The organism is Buttiauxella selenatireducens (genome assembly GCF_031432975.1).
In the GTDB taxonomy this organism is placed as follows: Bacteria; Pseudomonadota; Gammaproteobacteria; order Enterobacterales; family Enterobacteriaceae; genus Buttiauxella; species Buttiauxella selenatireducens.
On the sequence record NZ_CP133838.1, the window covers coordinates 303,403 to 322,167 of the forward strand.

General features: G+C 49.4%; 18 protein-coding genes and 1 tRNA gene. 12 read left to right on the plus strand and 7 right to left on the minus strand.

Annotated elements, in window-relative coordinates:
* Nucleotides 1-21: 21 nt before the first annotated feature.
* Entirely contained in the window at nt 22-930 is a 909-nt protein-coding gene (locus tag RHD99_RS01325) for an alpha/beta hydrolase (protein WP_309877226.1), read from the plus strand.
* Nucleotides 931-946: 16 nt separating this feature from the next.
* On the opposite strand, the gene RHD99_RS01330 is transcribed toward RHD99_RS01325, so the two are convergent.
* The 4 genes from RHD99_RS01330 to RHD99_RS01345 all read right to left on the minus strand — a co-directional run bounded on the left by RHD99_RS01330 (nt 947) and on the right by RHD99_RS01345 (nt 2,528).
* Nucleotides 947-1,315, minus strand: a complete 369-nt coding sequence (locus RHD99_RS01330; RefSeq protein ID WP_309877227.1) for a type II toxin-antitoxin system VapC family toxin — start codon at nt 1,313-1,315, stop codon at nt 947-949.
* Entirely contained in the window at nt 1,315-1,557 is a 243-nt protein-coding gene (locus RHD99_RS01335) for a ribbon-helix-helix domain-containing protein (RefSeq protein WP_309877228.1), read from the minus strand. The genes RHD99_RS01330 and RHD99_RS01335 overlap by 1 nt, the downstream gene beginning before the upstream one ends.
* 201 nt (nt 1,558-1,758) lie before the next feature.
* On the minus strand, nt 1,759-1,980 hold the full coding sequence (locus tag RHD99_RS01340) for a YgdI/YgdR family lipoprotein (protein WP_374708454.1): 222 nt from the start codon (nt 1,978-1,980) through the stop codon (nt 1,759-1,761).
* A 173-nt stretch (nt 1,981-2,153) separates the two neighbouring features.
* Nucleotides 2,154-2,528 carry a hypothetical protein gene (locus RHD99_RS01345; RefSeq protein ID WP_183272274.1) on the minus strand — a complete coding sequence of 125 codons (375 nt, stop codon included), beginning with the start codon at nt 2,526-2,528 and terminating at the stop codon, nt 2,154-2,156.
* Nucleotides 2,529-3,076: 548 nt separating this feature from the next.
* Here RHD99_RS01345 and RHD99_RS01350 point away from each other — a divergent pair.
* Genes RHD99_RS01350 through RHD99_RS01360 form a run of 3 tightly spaced genes read left to right on the plus strand, consistent with a single transcriptional unit; the run spans nt 3,077 to nt 4,378 of the window.
* Nucleotides 3,077-3,565 carry an Hcp family type VI secretion system effector gene (locus RHD99_RS01350; RefSeq protein WP_309877229.1) on the plus strand — a complete coding sequence of 163 codons (489 nt, stop codon included), beginning with the start codon at nt 3,077-3,079 and terminating at the stop codon, nt 3,563-3,565.
* Entirely contained in the window at nt 3,565-4,110 is a 546-nt protein-coding gene (locus RHD99_RS01355) for a DUF2778 domain-containing protein (protein WP_309877230.1), read from the plus strand. Before RHD99_RS01350 ends, RHD99_RS01355 begins: the two co-directional genes overlap by 1 nt.
* Nucleotides 4,100-4,378 carry a hypothetical protein gene (locus tag RHD99_RS01360; protein ID WP_309877231.1) on the plus strand — a complete coding sequence of 93 codons (279 nt, stop codon included), beginning with the start codon at nt 4,100-4,102 and terminating at the stop codon, nt 4,376-4,378. Before RHD99_RS01355 ends, RHD99_RS01360 begins: the two co-directional genes overlap by 11 nt.
* A gap of 106 nt (nt 4,379-4,484) precedes the next feature.
* Here RHD99_RS01360 and RHD99_RS01365 read toward each other — a convergent pair whose 3' ends face one another.
* Entirely contained in the window at nt 4,485-5,015 is a 531-nt protein-coding gene (locus RHD99_RS01365) for a hypothetical protein (RefSeq protein ID WP_309877232.1), read from the minus strand.
* A 131-nt stretch (nt 5,016-5,146) separates the two neighbouring features.
* Here RHD99_RS01365 and RHD99_RS01370 point away from each other — a divergent pair, with 131 nt between their 5' ends.
* Both RHD99_RS01370 and RHD99_RS01375 read left to right on the plus strand, forming a co-directional pair.
* Entirely contained in the window at nt 5,147-5,341 is a 195-nt protein-coding gene (locus RHD99_RS01370; RefSeq protein WP_309877233.1) for a toxin-antitoxin system HicB family antitoxin, read from the plus strand.
* Between the two features lie 20 nt (nt 5,342-5,361).
* On the plus strand, nt 5,362-6,645 hold the full coding sequence (locus tag RHD99_RS01375; RefSeq protein ID WP_309877234.1) for a hypothetical protein: 1,284 nt from the start codon (nt 5,362-5,364) through the stop codon (nt 6,643-6,645).
* Between the two features lie 132 nt (nt 6,646-6,777).
* Here RHD99_RS01375 and RHD99_RS01380 read toward each other — a convergent pair.
* Nucleotides 6,778-6,872 (minus strand) — tRNA-Sec (locus RHD99_RS01380).
* Nucleotides 6,873-7,226: 354 nt separating this feature from the next.
* On the opposite strand from RHD99_RS01380, the gene yicI reads away from it, so the two are divergent.
* Nucleotides 7,227-9,551, plus strand: coding sequence for an alpha-xylosidase (gene yicI / locus RHD99_RS01385; protein WP_309877235.1), 2,325 nt, complete (start codon nt 7,227-7,229; stop codon nt 9,549-9,551).
* A gap of 90 nt (nt 9,552-9,641) precedes the next feature.
* Here yicI and RHD99_RS01390 read toward each other — a convergent pair whose 3' ends face one another.
* Nucleotides 9,642-10,235, minus strand: a complete 594-nt coding sequence (locus RHD99_RS01390) for a YhgN family NAAT transporter (RefSeq protein WP_034499233.1) — start codon at nt 10,233-10,235, stop codon at nt 9,642-9,644.
* A gap of 142 nt (nt 10,236-10,377) precedes the next feature.
* Between RHD99_RS01390 and asd the strand changes: the two genes are divergently transcribed.
* From asd to glgA, 5 genes are all read left to right on the plus strand, one after another.
* Nucleotides 10,378-11,484 carry an aspartate-semialdehyde dehydrogenase gene (gene asd, locus RHD99_RS01395; RefSeq protein WP_309877236.1) on the plus strand — a complete coding sequence of 369 codons (1,107 nt, stop codon included), beginning with the start codon at nt 10,378-10,380 and terminating at the stop codon, nt 11,482-11,484.
* Nucleotides 11,485-11,743: 259 nt separating this feature from the next.
* Entirely contained in the window at nt 11,744-13,930 is a 2,187-nt protein-coding gene (gene glgB, locus RHD99_RS01400; RefSeq protein ID WP_309877237.1) for a 1,4-alpha-glucan branching enzyme, read from the plus strand.
* Nucleotides 13,927-15,909 (plus strand): glycogen debranching protein GlgX, encoded by a 1,983-nt coding sequence (gene glgX / locus RHD99_RS01405; RefSeq protein WP_309877238.1) that lies wholly within the window; start codon nt 13,927-13,929, stop codon nt 15,907-15,909. The genes glgB and glgX overlap by 4 nt, the downstream gene beginning before the upstream one ends.
* A 14-nt stretch (nt 15,910-15,923) precedes the next feature.
* On the plus strand, nt 15,924-17,207 hold the full coding sequence (glgC, locus tag RHD99_RS01410) for a glucose-1-phosphate adenylyltransferase (RefSeq protein ID WP_183272282.1): 1,284 nt from the start codon (nt 15,924-15,926) through the stop codon (nt 17,205-17,207).
* 107 nt (nt 17,208-17,314) lie between these two features.
* Nucleotides 17,315-18,748: a glycogen synthase GlgA gene (gene glgA / locus RHD99_RS01415; RefSeq protein WP_270142344.1), complete on the plus strand. Its 1,434-nt coding sequence runs from the start codon at nt 17,315-17,317 to the stop codon at nt 18,746-18,748.
* The last annotated feature ends 17 nt before the right edge of the window (nt 18,749-18,765 follow it).

Genomic DNA, 18,765 nt, shown 5'->3' on the forward strand with positions numbered 1-18,765 from the left:
ACAGTAAAAAGGATTGTTGCTGTGGCTCTTGAACCTAAAATCGCAGAACTGGTCGATGAATTTATCGCCGCCGGAAGACCTTCTTCACGCGTACAAACTTTTGCACAGCGCCGCGCAGGGTATATCGCCAGCACGGTTCTTGCTGGGGAAATTGAGCAACGAGTTTTAGTGGACGATATCGTGCTGGACGGCGTCACACTGCGCCAGGTATCGCCGCTTAATGCTGAGGGCGTTCTGCCTACGGTCATCTATTACCACGGCGGTTGTTTTGTGAGTGGTGGGTTTGCAACGCATGATAACCAGTTACGGCAATTGGCATTTTTCAGTGGCTGTCGAGTTATTGCCGTGCAATATCGCCTTGCGCCAGAACATATCTATCCCGCAGCACATGATGATGCAGAAAGCGCAGCCAATCTGATTTTTCAACATGCAGAAAAACTGGGTGTAGATACCAGCCGTATCATCCTGGCTGGGGATAGTGCGGGTGGTCATGTGGCTTTTGTCACTGCACTCAGATTAAAACAGGCAGGTGAATGGCTGCCGAAATCATTACTTCTGATCTATCCGATGCTTGATGCTACCGCGCAGATGCCCAGCTATTCGCAAAACGGGGCAGATTACGTCATTACGCGCGATACGCTTCTTTCTGGTTTTGAGGCTTATTTCCCGAACACACCTAAAGAGCACATTGAAGCCAGCCCGCTATGGCGTGATGATTTTGCTGGGTTACCTCATGTTCATATCATTACAGCTGAATATGATCCGCTGCGAGATGAAGGTGAATTATTGTTTTCTCGTTTAACAGATCAAAGCGTGGACTGCACATGCCAGCGCTATTCTGGCGTGATACATGGCTTCTTTCAGTTGGGAGGAATCAGCCAGGCTGCGCGTTCAGCAATGCGGGATATTGCGTGGCGTGTAAACCAATAGAGCCTTAACAAGCCAGTTAATAAGGCATCACTACGCCAGGAATGTTTTTGAAGTCTTTACTATTGCGGCTGATTAGGCGTTTCAGATTCACTGTTGCCGTCGCAAGAATGATGGCATCTGGCAACTTCATGCCGTATTCCTGACGAGTTTCTACGGCCTGTTCTGAAACTGCCTGATTTACGGGTAATACATCAAACCCGCTCAGAAACTGTTTTGTCTGTTGTTCATGACCGAATCGTTTAGCTCCCACCATGACCTCTATCCATGTGATCACACTTATCGCAGGTTTAAAACCGTAAGCGGTTAGGGCCACCTTTGCTTCTGGAACGCCATTTAAGTAATCAATCAGGATGTTGGTATCAAAAATAGCCGATGATTCCACCATTACCATTCCTCGCGAAGGGTGCGTTCATATTCCACACCGTCGACGTCATGCTCACTCCAAAGGCCAAAAGCCTCTATTACGGCAACCTGCGTATGTCTTTCGAGATACTCATCAACGGCTTCCCGAAGTAATTCTGCACGAGGAAGATTACGGCTTTGCTTTAAATCGTCCAGACGGCGCACTACTTCGTCTGACAGATCCAGAAGAATTCGTCCCATCATTTCTCCAAACAACGTTGCCATATATCACCTCAGTATATCATTTTTGTGCAGATTTACATCTTCCTTGTACGCAAAGCATACACAAGTTATTGAGGGATATTAACGCGTTGTTTTGGTGGGTTTTTGGTTTTACGAGATACCTTCCAGATTGGGTATTTTCGGAAGGCTGTTGCTGCGTATGAAATGGCAGCCAGTCGCGCTGGCTGGTTGCTTATCCGTAAATCAATCTTTCTTAATCATCTGCACAACTTGATCGTCATTAATCTGGCGCTCGTTGCCTTGCTGGTCGGTATAGCTGATAAGGCCAGTGTCTTTATCTACCTGCGGTTTCCCTTGCGTGACAATCATGTCGCCAGTCTTGGTCGACATCACATAGTCACTTGAGCAAGCGGTAGCAGATAGCGCAACGCCACTTAACAGCAAAATTTTCATCAACTTATTCATACAGAAGCATCCCTTTCAAAGTGAGCAGGAATATTACCCGTTGAAAGTAAGACAGATTGTTAAGGTGTATTACGAAGGGTTTTTGGGGAGCGACGGCAAGATACAAAAAGCCCGCATGGATTAACCATACGGGCTTTCAATTTATTCAGGATTTCTCGGCGACTTAGCGAGGTTCAGGAGCTCAAATGAGCTTGTTTCCTGCGCGCGATATCAATAAACAAAATGCTGGCAGCGAAGGATAAACAGGACGCAATAATCAAGACCAAAAGATAAGAAGTGACGTAGCTGTATTCTTTGTCCAGATGGGAAAGCTGTTCTGATATCAGATCAATGTTATCTACGGTGTAGCTTCTGCACGCATAAAGTCCGTACCAGAAGGCGCTGAACGCTATCATGCAGGTGTAACAGAACCAGGTGAGTTTTTTATCTATGTATTCCAGATAAAATTTTGGGTCTGAGTAGGCGACTTTGAGAAGTCCAAAAAAACAGCCAAAGTAGATGCCAATCAACCACTTCAACACATCCCAATTCATAAAAACCTCTTCCATTGCTGTTGCCTGCATCTTCAGGCATTAAAAAAGGGCTACGTCATCACGCAACCCTTTGTTTCTTTTCATTTACGCCAGGTAATTCTAACTGACTGATTCTTTTGCTTATACGGCGCAAACTTTAGCGGCATAGTATGTCACATGCTGTGCACACAAAAAAGGCTGAAAAATTGGGCGCGGGGGCTTTTACTGACGGGTCGTGTGCGCTTAGGGTTGCTTAATGCACACATGATAAATTTGAAATGATGGAGTCTGCCGCACGTGGAACAACGAAGTCAAAAGTAAGAACATTTTATTGATGGTGCTGACCTTGTCAGGCTTGCTCCTCTCTTAATAAGTTCACCTTGTATCTCGGTTACACTAATCCATTTCATACTGTGAAAATATTCATTGTAATTATAATGTCTCTAATTTTTATTATTAATTCTTAATACTTCCAGTTATTAGAGGTTTAACTTCACACTTAAAAGCAATTTAGATATATAGCCTTAAAAAATTAAAGTATATAAAGGGTCTGGAATATTTAGAACAATAAATGGAGTTTAACCATGGCTGTACCTGCATATTTATGGCTGTATGATGCAACCGGAGCATTAATTGTTGGCGGTTGCAATGTGTTGGATAGAGTCGGTGCAATTGAGCTACAAAGTTTCAACCACGGTGTACACGTTCCATTTGATGGGAACAGCGGGAACCTTTCAGGGACACGAGTCCATGATTTGTTGAGCTTTACTAAAGAGTTTGATAAGTCTACCCCTTACCTGTATCGCACGACGGCTCAGTGTGAAAAACTCCAGAAAGCGATCATTAAATGGTATCGGATTAACGATGCTGGATTCGAAGAAGAATTTATGCACATGATTATGGAGAGCGTTCGTGTAATAGGCGTAACGCCGGTAATGCACAATTTTAAAAGCGCTAACCAACCTTCTAATCCGACTGAATCTATATCACTCGGCTATCAACGTATTACCTGGAAATACCTGGACGGGAATATTCAATATTCCGACCAATGGAATAACCGGGTGACCTACTGATGATATATTGCAGGCTTAATTTTAATCACTTGCTTGATCATGGCAGGATTGCGGACTTCCAGGTATCAGGCGTCGGGCGTTTTCCGGTATTCAGTGGCATGGGTAATTACGTCAACCGTCCTGAATGTTCAATGTTGAGTAATGCCGCGATCCCTGCTGGAAGCTATTGGATCGTTGATCGCCCCAGTGGCGGGCGGCTCGGCACGTTTTATCAGTGGGGGAAGGAAACGTGGACAGGTAACTCTTATGATGATTGGTTTGGCCTATTTCGAAAAGATGGCGTTATTGATGACCATATGGCCTTTAAGGTCAGTGTCGCGCAATATTTCCGCTCCAGCTTTCGCATCCACCCGCTCAGGCCGGACGGCACAGGACTAAGTGAAGGTTGTATTACTTTCTACCGGCGCGAAGACTTCTACACGCTACGTCGGGCATTACTTGCCACGCGGAAACAGCAGGTATTAGGCGGTGGCGATTTATTTGCCTATGGTGAAGTTGTTGTTATCGGCAGGAATAGCGGGGCGTGTGATATTGATGAACCTTAAATGGATATTAAGAGCTGGCCTGTTTTTGTTTTTTGGCTGGCTGCTGGTGATTGGTGGCGTGTTTCGCTCACTCTCCTATACGCTGGCTGGACCATATACCGATCTGCTCACGTCGTTGGGATTGGGTAGTTTGCCTGACTATAGCCAACGGCTAGAAATGAACGGGATAGCTATATACTTCACTCTTTCCGCATTGCTCGCAGTTTTATTGGTAGCGCTATTCGAATGGGTGGTTTTATACGTGATTAAGGACATGCGGTCGAGCTAACGTATGACAACGTTAACCAGAGTTTTTGGCTCTCAAAGAAAATCAGAGTGATTCTTTGGCAAGGTTAAGAGCGGTTTTTATGGAGAATTAACCGCTCTTAAATAAATCAGTGAATTCCTGGCACTGCTTCACCGCTAATCATCGTCAGCCCGCCTTCTGTGCGAACAAAACGCGGCGTTTTCAGATCCTCGACCAGAACGTTAACCAACTCGAATAACAACCCGGTGATATGTTCTTCCTGCTCCGCCGACTGCTGGCGTTGAAGCAACAATAGGGTTAGCGCTACACAGTATTCACGCAGGGTTTCCGAATCGGTAGAAAGCGCGCCGCGATAATTATCGGGTTCTGCCACATCCACCGTCAGGCGTTCAATTAAATGCGTTGGCAACGGTGCTTTTAGTGCGACTTTCAACACTTCGAATGCTGCGAGCAAGCGTCCACAGAGCGCCATGCATTCGGTGCTGTCGTCGTTTTCAATAAGCGCATCAACATAGTGCTGGCAAGCGTCGAGCACCTGGAAGAGATCGTGCGTGGCACCGAGCGGGGTTTTTATTAATGTTGTGATTGCCGATTCAATAACTGACTGTGGGCATGCGGTTTCAGAGGGATGGGTTGTGATAGTATTCGTGTTAGCCATGTCGTTAACTCCATTAACGTTTGTGGTTAAACGCCTCGGTAGTGTTCCAAGCACTCCGGGGCGTTGCTCAAATTAAATATCGCCAAAGTGTACGTACGATACGGATATCATACTGAGGAGTACTCAACTACATGTCAACAATCAAACATGACAAAAGCCCTAAGGGAAACGGACTATCTCCGACATTTCAGATCCGCATCACACCTGAACTGAAAGCTCAATTTGAAGTTGCAGCGAAGGATGCTGGTATGAGTTTGGGGAATTGGTTGAAAGAGCTTGGACGGAAGGAGTTGGAAAGGCTGAGTTCAAAGATAATGAATAAATGAGTTCTCAAAAGGATTAGGCAATGCAGTTCATAAAAGATTTATTCACTGGAATTCTTAAACATATTGATACAAGAATTAGTAGCCCTGTTATTGGCGCTTTTAGCTTTAGTTTTATCTTTATAAATTGGGATCACTTTGTTTTATTAATATTTGGCTCATCTTCGATTGAAAAGAGAGTAGAGGATTTTAAAGCATTCTTTAATGCAATAGATACAAAAAGTATTCTTCTACCTATTATTATAACAGTGTTGTATTTGTTTTTGCTTCCGGTGATTAATTATGTAGTGTCTTTAATTCAAGGATCGATCGAGCACTTTAGATATGCTTCCGCTATTAACCAAAAGATTAGAAAAGAAAAAGAGCGTGGGAAGTTAATTAACTCTACTTATAAGGCGGAAAATCAAAATAAAATTGCTGAGCAGGAGATAGAAGAGGAAGTAGCTTTAAGTAAAGAAAAAATTGAGCAAGAAAAAGCTATCTCTGAAAAAGTACGTGTTAGTTCAAAATATGCTATTGAAATAATTCAACATTTATATGATAAATCAAAGGATGTGAAAATAGAGCTTGATACAAAAATTAAAAATAATGAAGCGCAAGGAATTAAATTACAAAAAGAGAGACTTGCGTATGAACGGGAAAAGTTACAACAAGAGAAAATAAAGCTAGATGTAGAGGAGAAACGGAAATTATCCCAACTTCCCTCTGCATTTATGATTCTGGATATAGTGAATCATTCTATGATAAATGATGGTGTAAAATTATCACTTACAGGTCTTTATAGAATCATCTCAAGTGTTTTTGGATATTCCTCATTCTCAAAGTTGTTAGAAGACAATGATTTTAATATGAATACTCTAGAGAAAGTTGATTACATCATATACTCTGATGGTTTAGTTAATGAAATAATTTCCGTTCTGGAGGATGAAAATATCAATGATTTTGAACAAGAGTATATTTTTGAACATATTCAATCGGTTTTTGAAGAGAATCTAAGTATTAAAATATTTACACAAGAACGTATAGGCGAGGACATTCGTGATAAATTAGAAATGGATGGTTTATATGATCTTATTAGTTCAGAAGAGATTAGTGGTAGTATTGCAGAGACAAATGCTTATTTTGATTCTGTTGATGATTTGCAAATTAAAGATTATAGATTAGAAAAAACTGTATACGAGGTTGATTTTCAATGTGTTATTTCTGGAACAACACATGAAGATAAACCATTTAGTGGTGATGAGATCGATGTGACATTTGTTAATCGCAGTGATGTATTACTTGGATGTTACAGCTATAGGCTGTAGTGAAAATGAAAGTATCGTAGGTTCGGTCAAAGATTATTATGAACAAAGCGAAGAAGATGAATATAAAAATATTCAGAAAAGGTTGTCTTTAGATAAAGATCTTGTAGAAGAACTTTAACTTTTCATAAAAAATGGCGGAAGATCACAGGAGTCGAACCTGCCCGGCACCGCTGGCGGCACCAACTGGAGTTGAAGTCCAGCCGCCTCACCGGAGACGACGATCTTCCTAGCCTCGATTGCTACATGGAGGCGGTGCGCAGTATACCGAGTTTTTCCCCCTTACCAAACAATGCTTTCCTCTTTCCCCTATGATTTCTCTGAAACTATTAGCCAGATCAATCAAACCGCACGAAAAACAGACTCTCCTTGACTCTTAGCCTGCGAAGAGAGCGACTCCGCTCACACTTATCAAGAAACGTAATCTGATAACCAGAAATTAGAATTCCGACCCTCTGCCAGATGCTTTACAACCGTTGATATTGAATTTCACGCTCATTTTTGCCTGGCGTACCGCTCTGGTGGGTTATCAACACTGCGTCCACGCCGTTTCCAAAAAATTCCAGCATTGTAAGGACTGCATAATGAAAATTAGTGACGGTAACTGGCTGATCCAGCCTGGACTTACGTTGATTCACCCGATTCAGGTGTTTGACGTGGAGCAGAACGGCAACGAAATGGTGGTGTATGCGGGGACGAAAGATGTCAGCGAACGTGGCAATCAGCTCGATACGCCTCTGTTTACGCTGCGTTTCTTCTCGCCGCAGGAAGGTATTGTCGGGGTGCGGATTGAGCACTTCCAGGGCGCGGTGAATAACGGCCCGCATTATCCGCTGAATGTGCTTAATGACGTGAACGTGACGATGCAAAACACCGCTGAGTTCGCTGAGTTAAAAAGCGGCAATCTGAGTGCGCGAGTTACAAAAGGCAACGACTGGGCGCTGGATTTCCTGCGCGACGGCGTCCGTATCACCGGTAGCGCGTTCAAAAATAACGGCTACGTGCAGGACGCAAACCACGGCAATACGCACATGTTTGAACGTCTGGATTTAGGCGTGGGCGAAACGGTGTATGGCCTCGGCGAACGTTTCACCGCGCTGGTGAAAAACGGCCAGACGGTGGAAACCTGGAACCGCGATGGCGGCACCAGTACCGAGCAATCCTACAAAAACATCCCGTTCTATCTCACTAACCGCGGCTACGGCGTGTTGGTGAATCATCCGGAATGTGTCTCCTTTGAAGTCGGTTCCGAAAAAGTCTCCGAAGTGCAGTTCAGCGTAGAAGGCGAATACCTCGAATACTTCGTGATTGACGGCCCAACGCCAAAAGCGGTGCTCGACCGTTATACCCGCTTCACAGGCCGCCCAGCGTTGCCGCCAGCGTGGTCGTTTGGTTTGTGGCTCACCACGTCATTTACGACTAATTACGATGAAGCGACGGTTAACAGCTTTATCGACGGTATGGCCGAGCGCAATCTGCCGCTGCACGTTTTCCACTTCGACTGCTTCTGGATGAAGGCCTTCCAGTGGTGCGACTTTGAGTGGGACCCGGTGACTTTCCCCGACCCGGAAGGGATGTTGAAGCGCCTGAAAGCGCGTGGCCTGAAAATCTGTGTGTGGATTAACCCGTATATCGGCCAGAAATCCCCGCTGTTCCGTGAGGGAATGGAAAAAGGCTATCTGCTCAAACGCCCGAATGGCGCGGTGTGGCAGTGGGATAAATGGCAGCCTGGCCAGGGGATTGTTGATTTCACCAATCCGGCGGCCTGCGAATGGTATGCAGGGCATCTGAAACGCCTGGTGCGCATGGGCGTGGATTGTTTCAAAACCGATTTCGGTGAGCGCATCCCAACGGATGTGGTGTGGCATGACGGCTCTGACCCGCAGAAAATGCACAACCATTATGCGTTCATCTATAACGAGCTGGTGTGGAATGTGCTGAAGCAGGAACTCGGCGACGAAGAAGCGGTGCTGTTCGCCCGTTCAGCGTCTGTCGGTGCACAACAATTCCCGGTTCATTGGGGCGGCGATTGCTACGCCAACTATGAATCTATGGCGGAAAGCCTGCGCGGCGGGTTGTCGCTGGGGATGTCCGGTTTTGGTTTCTGGAGCCACGATATCGGCGGCTTCGAAAACACCGCGCCTGCGCATGTCTACAAACGCTGGTGCGCGTTCGGGCTGCTCTCCAGCCACAGCCGCCTGCATGGCAGCAAATCCTACCGTGTGCCATGGGCATATGATGACGAAGCTTGCGACGTGGTGCGCCACTTCACGCAGCTGAAATCGCGCATGATGCCGTATCTGTACCGCCAGGCGGCGCAGGCGGCAGAATTCGGTACGCCGATGATGCGTTCCATGATGCTGGAGTTCCCGGACGATCCGGGCTGCGATTATCTTGACCGCCAGTATATGCTGGGTGATTCGGTGATGGTTGCGCCTGTGTTCAGTGAAGCGGGTGATGTGCAGTTCTATTTGCCAGAAGGCCGCTGGACGCATCTGCTCACTAATCATGAAGCGCAGGGCAGTCGCTGGCACAAACAGCAGCATGATTTCCTGAGCTTGCCGGTGTATGTGCGTGACAACACGCTGCTGGCGTTGGGCAACAACGATCAAAAACCGGATTACGCATGGCATGAAGGGACCGCTTTCCAGCTGTTTAATCTGGATGATGGCCGCGAAGCTATCTGCGAAGTCCCGGCAGCAGACGGTTCGGTTATTTATACGCTGAAGGTTAAGCGCGAAGGGAATACGCTGATGGTGCAGGGCGACGGGCAGGCGAAAGACTGGACGCTGTGTCTGCGCAATATCGGCAACGTGAAAGGTGTGAAGCAAGGTAAAAGTGCGGCGGGTGAGTTTGGCGTGGTTGTGACGCCGGATTCGCGTGAGGCGGGGTTGGTTATCGAGCTTTAATGGGGGTTTTTCTTTCTGGGGGGAGGTTGGGATGAGGGGGATATTTCGCCCTCACCCTAACCCTCTCCCTGAGGGAGAGGGGACTTAATCTTAACCCTTCATCCAAACCCGAAGGCCATCAAGGAACATTTGGGTTGCCAGCATCACCAACACCAGGCCCATCAAGCGTTCCAGCGCGTTCACGCCTTTTTCGCCCAGCAAACGCAAGAACAACGACGATTGCAGCAAAATCGCCACGGTTCCACCCCATGCCAGCAACAGCGCGATGACTAAATGCCCCATCTGATTCGGATACTGGTGCGATAACAGCATTAATGTTGCCAGTAACGTTGGCCCGGCAACCAGCGGGATCGCCAGCGGCACGATAAACGGTTCTTCGCCCGCTGGCAGGCCAGAGGCGTTCCCTTCATGGCTTGGGAATATCATTTTAATCGCAATCAGGAACAGAATGATCCCGCCGGAAATCGAGACGCTTTCCGTGCGCAGGTTGAGAAACGCGAGGATTTTTTCCCCAGCGAATAAGAAAATCAGCATGATTATCAGAGCAATAAGCAGCTCGCGGATCATGATCGCCCGGCGACGCTTCGGTTCAGTATGCTTGAGCACTGACATAAAGATCGGCAGGTTACCTAACGGGTCCATAATCAGGATTAACAATACTGCCGCAGAAATAATTTCGGTCATGAATAGTTGTCTCTAATAAGCTGTATTTCTAATAGGTTGCGTATCATTGATTAATTTCACTTGCGACTTTGACAGCATTTTGTAATGTGGACGGTAATTCCAATTAACGCACACAATGCAAACCCCCGCAGGATTAGTCGCTATGAAAAATGTTGGTTTTATCGGTTGGCGCGGTATGGTCGGTTCCGTTCTCATGCAACGCATGGTTGAGGAGCGTGATTTTGACGCCATTCGTCCGGTTTTCTTCTCTACTTCCCAGTTAGGCCTCGCGGCCCCGTCGTTTGCAGGCCAGAACAATGGCACGCTGCAAGATGCATATGACCTGGAAGCGTTGAAGGCGCTGGACATTATCATTACCTGCCAGGGCGGCGATTATACCAACGAAATCTATCCAAAGCTTCGTGAAAGCGGTTGGCAAGGTTACTGGATTGACGCGGCTTCTTCTCTGCGTATGAAAGATGACGCGATTATTATCCTCGACCCGATTAACCAACACGTTATTCAGGAAGGTCTGAACAACGGCGTGAAAACCTTTGTCGGTGGCAACTGTACGGTCAGCCTGATGCTGATGTCGCTCGGCGGCCTGTTCGCAAACGACCTGGTTGACTGGGTGTCTGTTGCGACTTATCAGGCAGCATCCGGCGGCGGTGCGCGCCATATGCGTGAACTGTTAAGCCAGATGGGACAACTGCATAATCACGTTGCGGCTGAACTGGCAGACCCTGCTTCCGCCATTCTGGATATCGAACGCAAAGTGACTGATTTGACCCGTAGCGGCAGCCTGCTAACGGATAACTTTGGCGTGCCATTGGCGGGAAGCCTGATCCCATGGATCGACAAGCAGCTCGATAATGGCCAAACCCGCGAAGAGTGGAAAGGCCAGGCTGAAACCAACAAGATCCTGAATACTGGCAGCATCATCCCGGTTGATGGCCTGTGTGTCCGTGTTGGCGCATTACGCTGCCACAGCCAGGCGTTTACCATCAAACTGAAAAAAGATGTCTCGCTGCCAACCATTGAAGCGATGCTGGCCGGGCATAACGAGTGGGCAAAAGTGGTGCCAAACGATCGTGACATCACCCTGCGTGAACTCACTCCTGCGGCTGTTACCGGTACATTGACCACGCCAGTTGGCCGTCTGCGTAAACTCAACATGGGCCCAGAATTCCTTTCAGCGTTCACCGTGGGTGATCAGCTTCTGTGGGGTGCTGCGGAACCGTTACGCAGAATGTTGCGCCTGCTCGCATAAGTACACTTATTTACAAGAGGGGCATTGCAGCCCCTTTTTTTTCGCGTCATACATGGAATGTAAGACATTCTTTTATTTTATCGGGAGTAAAACAGCGCGTTGGCTATGCTTTATTCAGGGCAGTCAAAACTGTCGTGATGGGTTGTTGGGCGGAGCAGCTTACAGGAGTTCATTTACGCTGCCTGTTGGGTCAATGATAACGTTCTCCGGGCGCGTAAGCGTAGCGCTGGGATGAGACAAAAAAAACAGGACGAAATCCATGTCTGTTCATCCAGAAAAAGACGTGATAAATGCGCTAATTGCGGGTCATTTTGCTGATCCTTTTTCCTTGCTGGGAATGCATAAAACAGAAGCTGGGCTGGAAGTTCGTGCCCTGTTACCTGACGCCACTGAAGTGTGGGTTATCGAACCAAAAACGGGAGGTAAAGTCGGTAAGTTAGAGTGCATTGATTCACGTGGTTTCTTTTGCGGGGTTATCCCCAGACGTAAAAATCCTTTCCGTTATCAGCTGGCTGTCATGTGGCATGGCCATGAAAATCTTATTGATGATCCCTACCGCTTTGGGCCGTTAATCCAGGAAGTGGATAGCTGGTTATTGTCCGAAGGCACGCATTTGCGTCCTTACGAAACACTCGGTGCTCACGCCGATACAATGGATGGCGTTACCGGCACGCGTTTCTCCGTTTGGGCACCCAATGCCCGCCGTGTCTCCGTTGTGGGCCAGTTTAACTATTGGGATGGCCGTCGCCACCCGATGCGTTTGCGCCGCGAAAGCGGGATCTGGGAGCTTTTCATTCCCGGCGCTCACCCTGGGCAGTTATACAAATTCGAACTGATTGATACCGAAGGGCAATTGCGTCTGAAGGCTGACCCATACGCGTTTGAGTCTCAAATGCGCCCGGAAACAGCGTCGCTTATTTGTGGCCTGCCTGAGAAAACTACGCTGAGTCCTGCGCGTCAACGCGCCAATGGCTTTGATCAACCGATTTCAATTTACGAAGTGCATCTCGGTTCCTGGCGTCGTCATACCGACAATAATTTCTGGCTCAGCTATCGCGAACTGGCAGACCAACTGGTGCCGTACGTGAAAGAGATGGGCTTTACGCACCTCGAACTGTTGCCGATTAACGAGCACCCGTTCGATGGCAGTTGGGGCTACCAGCCACAAGGGATGTATGCGCCGACGCGCCGCTTCGGCACGCGCGACGACTTCCGCTATTTCATTAATGCCGCACATGCAGCGGGCCTGAATGTGCTGCTGGACTGGGTGCCTGGGCATTTCCCGACGGACGACGCGGGTCTTGCGAAATTCGACGGCACCTCTTTGTACGAACACGGCGACCCTCGTGAAGGCTATCACCAGGACTGGAACACGCTGATTTATAACTACGGGCGGCGTGAAGTCAGTAACTATCTGGTCGGCAACGGGCTGTACTGGATTGAGCGTTTCGGCATTGATGGTTTGCGCGTAGATGCCGTGGCGTCGATGATTTACCGCGATTACAGCCGCCAGCCAGGCGAGTGGATCCCGAACGATAAAGGCGGGCGCGAAAACCTCGAGGCTATCGAATTCCTGCGTAACACCAACCGTATCATTGGCGAACAGACGCCGGGTGCGGTGACGATGGCGGAAGAGTCGACTGACTTTGCAGGCGTGTCGCGCCCAGCTTCAATGGGCGGATTGGGGTTCTGGTTTAAATGGAATCTGGGCTGGATGCACGACACGCTCGATTACATGAAACTCGATCCGGTGCATCGCCAGTATCACCACGACAAAATGACCTTCGGCATGCTGTACAACAGCACTGAAAACTTTGTTTTGCCGTTGTCGCACGATGAAGTGGTGCACGGTAAAAAATCTATTCTCGACCGCATGCCGGGCGACGCATGGCAAAAATTTGCCAACCTGCGTGCTTACTACGGTTGGATGTGGGCGTTCCCTGGCAAGAAATTACTGTTTATGGGCAACGAGTTTGCTCAAGGGCGGGAGTGGAACCACGACAGCAGCCTCGACTGGCACTTGCTGGAAGGCGGCGACAACTGGCACCACGGCGTGAAACGCCTGGTGCGCGATTTAAACCACACCTATCGCCATCACGCTGCCATGCATGAACTGGATTTTGACAGCTATGGTTTCGAGTGGCTGGTGGTTGAAGACAACATTAACTCGGTGTTTATCTTCGTGCGCCGCGATTCGAAGGGCAATGAAATCATTGTCGCCAGCAACTTTACACCCGTGCCGCGTTACCACTATCGGTTCGGCATTAACCAACCAGGCCGCTGGCGCGAAGAGCTCAATACTGACTCGATGCACTATCACGGCAGTAACGCCGGGAACAGTGGCGCCGTGCACAGCGATGCGATTCCAAGCCACGGTCGTGAGAATTCCCTGAGTCTGACCCTGCCGCCACTTTCAACGATTTGGTTGGTAAGGGAGGCTGAATGACGCTACTCAGCGCGGGGAATTCCACGCCCTACGGTTCGTTCTACGACGGGAAAGGGGTGAATTTCACCCTGTTTTCGGCCAACGCCCATAAAGTTGAACTGTGTGTGTTCGACGAACACGGCCACGAGCAACGTTACGATTTACCGATGCGAACCGGCGACATCTGGCACGGGTATTTGCCCAACGCCAAGCCGGGTCTGAAATACGGTTACCGTGTACACGGCCCGTGGGAGCCGCAAAATGGGCATCGTTTCAACCCGGCAAAACTGCTGTTAGATCCTTGCGCTCGCGTGGTGGTGGGTGGGGTTGAACATCATCCCCATCTGCACGGCGGTTACGACGAACCGAACCTCGAAGACAGCGCCCCGCATATGGCGAAGTGCGTGGTGGTTCAGGATAAATTTGACTGGGAAGACGACGAACTGCTGCACACCCCGTGGGGCGATACGGTTATTTATGAAGCAAACGTTCGCGGCCTGACGCTGCTTCACCCGGAGATCCCTGAAGAACTTCGCGGAACCTACGCCGCGCTTGGTCATCCGGTGATGATCAACTACTTCAAACGCCTGGGCATTACGGCGCTGGAGCTGATGCCGGTGGCGCATTTTGTCACTGAGCCGCGTATCGCCCATTTAGGGTTAAGCAACTATTGGGGCTATAACCCCCGTTCGTTGTACGCCGCTGAAGGCTACTACGCGGTGAATAAAGATCCCCTGGCCGCCGCCAATGAACTCCGTGGCGCTGTAAAAGCGCTACACGAGGCGGGTATTGAGGTGATCCTCGATATCGTACTCAACCACAGTGCTGAACTGGATCGCGACGGTCCAACCCTCTCGCTGAGCGGAATCGACAACCGTAGCTATTATTGGTTAATGGAAAACGGTGATTACCAGAACTGGACGGGTTGCGGTAACACCTTAAATTTGAGCACGCCTGGTGTGGTCGCTCAGATGATGGATTGCCTGCGTTATTGGGTCGATAGCTGCCATATCGACGGTTTTCGCTTCGATTTAGCCTCAGTGATGGGACGCACACCGGAATTCCGTCAGGATGCCCCGTTTTTTGAAGCGATCAAAAACGATCCGGTTTTGTCACAGATAAAGTTGATTGCGGAACCGTGGGACATCGGAGCGGGTGGATATCAGGTCGGTAATTTCCCGCCGTTATTTGCCGAGTGGAACGATCATTTTCGCGATGGCATACGGCGATTCTGGTTACGACAGGATCTGTCGTTAGGGGGATTTGCTTGCCGTTTTGCTGGCTCCAGCGATGTCTATCGTCGTGGAGATCGCAAGCCATCCACCAGCATCAATTTAATTACTGCCCACGACGGCTTTACGCTACGCGATTGTGTCAGCTTCAACCAAAAACATAATGAAGCTAACGGTGAAGACAACCGTGATGGCACCAACAATAACTACAGTAATAACTACGGCTTCGAAGGGCTGGAAGCTTCGCTTTTTATCAAAGAACGGCGGCGCGACAGCGTCCATGCGTTGCTGACATTGTTACTGCTTTCTCAGGGTACGCCGATGCTTTTGGCGGGTGACGAACACGGTCATAGCCAGCACGGCAACAACAATGCCTATTGTCAGGATAACCAACTGACCTGGCTTGACTGGGAACACTGTAACGATGGCTTAACCACATTTACCGCGGCATTGATTCATCTACGCAAGACGATTCCGGCTTTAACGCAAAACGTCTGGTGGGAGGAAGGTGATGGCAATGTCCGTTGGTGGAATAAAGAGGCTCAGCCTCTGAGTACTGACGAGTGGGAAAACGGGATTCATCGCCTTCAAATCCAGCTTTCTGAACGTTGGCTCATCACGATTAATGCTACCGAAGAAGTGGCTGACATCGTACTACCTGAAGGAGAGTGGCGTGCCATTCCTCCGTTTGCCGGCGAGGATAACCCGGTGGTGTTAGCTGTATGGCATGGTCCAGCGCACGGAGTCTGCGTATTCCAGAAATCATAAAAAAGGAGTCAGTCATGGTTAGGCTTGATAAGAACGATCCTCTGATGCTGGCAAGACAATTGCCAAATAAAGCTGTCGCCCTGATTCTGGCTGGTGGGCGAGGTACCCGATTGAAAGATTTAACTTCAACGCGCGCCAAACCTGCCGTCCACTTTGGTGGCAAGTTTCGTATTATCGATTTTGCACTGTCGAACTGCATTAACTCGGGTATCCGCCGTATCGGCGTCATAACCCAATATCAGTCACATACGCTGGTGCAACATATTCAGCGTGGCTGGTCTTTCTTCAGTGAAGAGATGAACGAGTTTGTTGATTTGCTCCCGGCACAGCAGCGCGTCCACGGTGAAAACTGGTATCGCGGAACGGCTGATGCCGTCACGCAAAACCTCGATATTATCCGTCGCTACAAAGCGGAGTATGTGGTGATCCTCGCGGGTGACCATATCTACAAGCAAGACTACTCGCGCATGTTGATTGACCATGTGGAAAAAGGCGCGCGCTGTACGGTGGCATGTATGCCTGTGCCGCTGCATGAAGCCTCAGCATTTGGTGTGATGGCGGTTGATAGCGAAGAGAAAATCATTGAATTCGTTGAAAAACCGGCTAATCCGCCTTCGATGCCAGGTGACGATAGCAAAGCGCTCGCCAGCATGGGGATCTACGTTTTCGATGCAGATTATCTCTACGAACTGCTGGAAGCCGACGACAAAGACGAAAACTCAAGCCATGACTTCGGGAAAGATATCATTCCGTTCGTCATGAAATCCGGTTCGGCCTTCGCCCATCCATTCCCACTTTCTTGCGTACAGTCTGACCCAAATGCAGAGCCGTACTGGCGTGATGTGGGGACACTGGAAGCCTACTGGAAAGCTAACCTGGATCTGGCTTCGGTGACGCCAGAGTTGGATATGTACGACCAGGAATGGCCAATCCGAACCCACATGGAGCCCCTGCCTCCGGCTAAATTTGTGCAGGACCGCTCGGGTAGCCACGGCATGACGCTGAACTCTTTGGTGTCTGGCGGCTGCATTATTTCGGGTTCGGTTGTGGTTCAGTCGGTGCTTTTCCCGCGTGTGCGCATCAACTCGTTTTGCAACATTGACTCGTCAGTATTGCTCCCTGATGTTCAGGTCGGCCGCTCTTGCCGCTTGCGTCGTTGCATTATCGACCGCGCTTGCGTCATTCCTGAGGGCATGGTCGTGGGGGAAAACGCCGAAGAAGATGCACGCCGTTTCTACCGTTCAGAAGAAGGCATTGTTTTGGTGACGCGAGAGATGCTAGCCAGGTTGCCAGGTTAAACAGGATTGACCCACGCGTGGCGTGTGCTGCGCGTAGTATTTTTATCGTTTGGCGTGCCTGAATTTTAATTAAATAGAGCGCCACGACTTTCCATACGGGAGCGATAATGCAGGTCTTACATGTATGTTCTGAAATTTTTCCACTGCTGAAAACGGGTGGCCTGGCGGATGTGATTGGTGCGCTACCAGCAGCACAAATCGCAGGTGGCGTTGAGACGCGAGTCTTGCTGCCCGCTTTCCCTGACATCCGTCGTGGCATCGTTGATGCGCAGGTTGTTGCACACCGTGACACCTTCGCGGGTCATATGACTTTGTTATATGGCCACTTCAACGGCGTGGGGATTTACCTCATTGACGCTCCGCATTTATATGACCGCCCAGGCAGCCCGTATCACGATACCAATCAGTTCGCTTACGTCGACAACGTGCTCCGATTTGCCCTTTTAGGATGGGTCGGTGCCGAGATGGCATGTGGCCTGGATCCCTTCTGGCATCCGGATATTGTGCATGCACATGACTGGCATGCGGGCCTGGTGCCAGCCTATCTGGAAGCGCGTGGGCGTCCGGCAAAGTCGGTATTTACCGTGCATAACCTGGCCTATCAGGGGATGTTTTACGCCCATCATATGAGTGAAATTGAACTGCCGTGGTCGTTCTACGATATGAACGGCCTGGAGTTTAATGGTCAAATTTCGTACTTGAAAGCGGGTCTTTATTATGCTGATCATATTACGGCGGTCAGCCCGACCTACGCTCGAGAGATAACCGAACCGCAATTTGCGTACGGCATGGAAGGGCTTTTACGTCAGCGCCATCGTGAGGGGCGGTTGTCCGGCATCCTCAACGGGGTGGACGAAAAAATTTGGGACCCAGCGCACGACGTACTTCTGGCGTCTCGCTACACCCGCGACACTCTGGAAGAAAAGGCGGAGAACAAACGCCAGTTGCAGGTGGCAATGGGGCTAAAAGTGAACGACAAAGCACCGCTGTTTGCGGTGGTGAGCCGTTTAACCAGCCAGAAAGGTTTGGATTTAGTGCTGGAGGCGTTGCCGGGTTTACTCGAGCAAGGCGGGCAATTGGCGTTACTGGGGGCGGGTGACCCGGTGATGCAAGAAGGTTTCCTTGCGGCTGCTGCAGAGCATCCAGGGCAAGTGGGCGTTCAAATCGGTTATCACGAAGCGTTCTCGCATCGGATTATGGGCGGGGCTGATGTGATACTGGTGCCAAGCCGTTTTGAACCGTGTGGTCTAACGCAATTGTATGGCCTGAAGTATGGCACTTTGCCGCTGGTGCGGCGTACGGGCGGGCTTGCAGATACGGTTTCTGATAGTTCGCTGGAAAACCTGGCTGACGGTATCGCCAGTGGATTTGTGTTCGAGGACAGTAATGCCTGGTCGCTGCTAAGAGCGATTAGGCGTGCCTTCGTGTTGTGGTCCCGCCCGTCGTTGTGGAGATTTGTGCAACGTCAGGCGATGGGCATGGATTTTAGCTGGCAGGTGGCGGCGCATTCCTACCGCGATCTGTACCAACGTTTGCTGTAGCCATCCACCAGGAATCA

Bases quoted from the DNA above. Each gene is read 5' to 3' on its own strand.
- RHD99_RS01330 (WP_309877227.1), bottom strand. From the start codon at position 1,315: ATGGTGGAATCATCGGCTATTTTTGATACCAACATCCTGATTGATTAC.
- RHD99_RS01335 (WP_309877228.1), bottom strand. From the start codon at position 1,557: ATGGCAACGTTGTTTGGAGAAATGATGGGACGAATTCTTCTGGATCTG.
- RHD99_RS01340 (WP_374708454.1), bottom strand. From the start codon at position 1,980: ATGAATAAGTTGATGAAAATTTTGCTGTTAAGTGGCGTTGCGCTATCT.
- RHD99_RS01345 (WP_183272274.1), bottom strand. From the start codon at position 2,528: ATGGAAGAGGTTTTTATGAATTGGGATGTGTTGAAGTGGTTGATTGGC.
- RHD99_RS01350 (WP_309877229.1), top strand. From the start codon at position 3,077: ATGGCTGTACCTGCATATTTATGGCTGTATGATGCAACCGGAGCATTA.
- RHD99_RS01355 (WP_309877230.1), top strand. From the start codon at position 3,565: ATGATATATTGCAGGCTTAATTTTAATCACTTGCTTGATCATGGCAGG.
- RHD99_RS01360 (WP_309877231.1), top strand. From the start codon at position 4,100: ATGAACCTTAAATGGATATTAAGAGCTGGCCTGTTTTTGTTTTTTGGC.
- RHD99_RS01365 (WP_309877232.1), bottom strand. From the start codon at position 5,015: ATGGCTAACACGAATACTATCACAACCCATCCCTCTGAAACCGCATGC.
- RHD99_RS01370 (WP_309877233.1), top strand. From the start codon at position 5,147: ATGTCAACAATCAAACATGACAAAAGCCCTAAGGGAAACGGACTATCT.
- RHD99_RS01375 (WP_309877234.1), top strand. From the start codon at position 5,362: ATGCAGTTCATAAAAGATTTATTCACTGGAATTCTTAAACATATTGAT.
- yicI (WP_309877235.1), top strand. From the start codon at position 7,227: ATGAAAATTAGTGACGGTAACTGGCTGATCCAGCCTGGACTTACGTTG.
- RHD99_RS01390 (WP_034499233.1), bottom strand. From the start codon at position 10,235: ATGACCGAAATTATTTCTGCGGCAGTATTGTTAATCCTGATTATGGAC.
- asd (WP_309877236.1), top strand. From the start codon at position 10,378: ATGAAAAATGTTGGTTTTATCGGTTGGCGCGGTATGGTCGGTTCCGTT.
- glgB (WP_309877237.1), top strand. From the start codon at position 11,744: ATGTCTGTTCATCCAGAAAAAGACGTGATAAATGCGCTAATTGCGGGT.
- glgX (WP_309877238.1), top strand. From the start codon at position 13,927: ATGACGCTACTCAGCGCGGGGAATTCCACGCCCTACGGTTCGTTCTAC.
- glgC (WP_183272282.1), top strand. From the start codon at position 15,924: ATGGTTAGGCTTGATAAGAACGATCCTCTGATGCTGGCAAGACAATTG.
- glgA (WP_270142344.1), top strand. From the start codon at position 17,315: ATGCAGGTCTTACATGTATGTTCTGAAATTTTTCCACTGCTGAAAACG.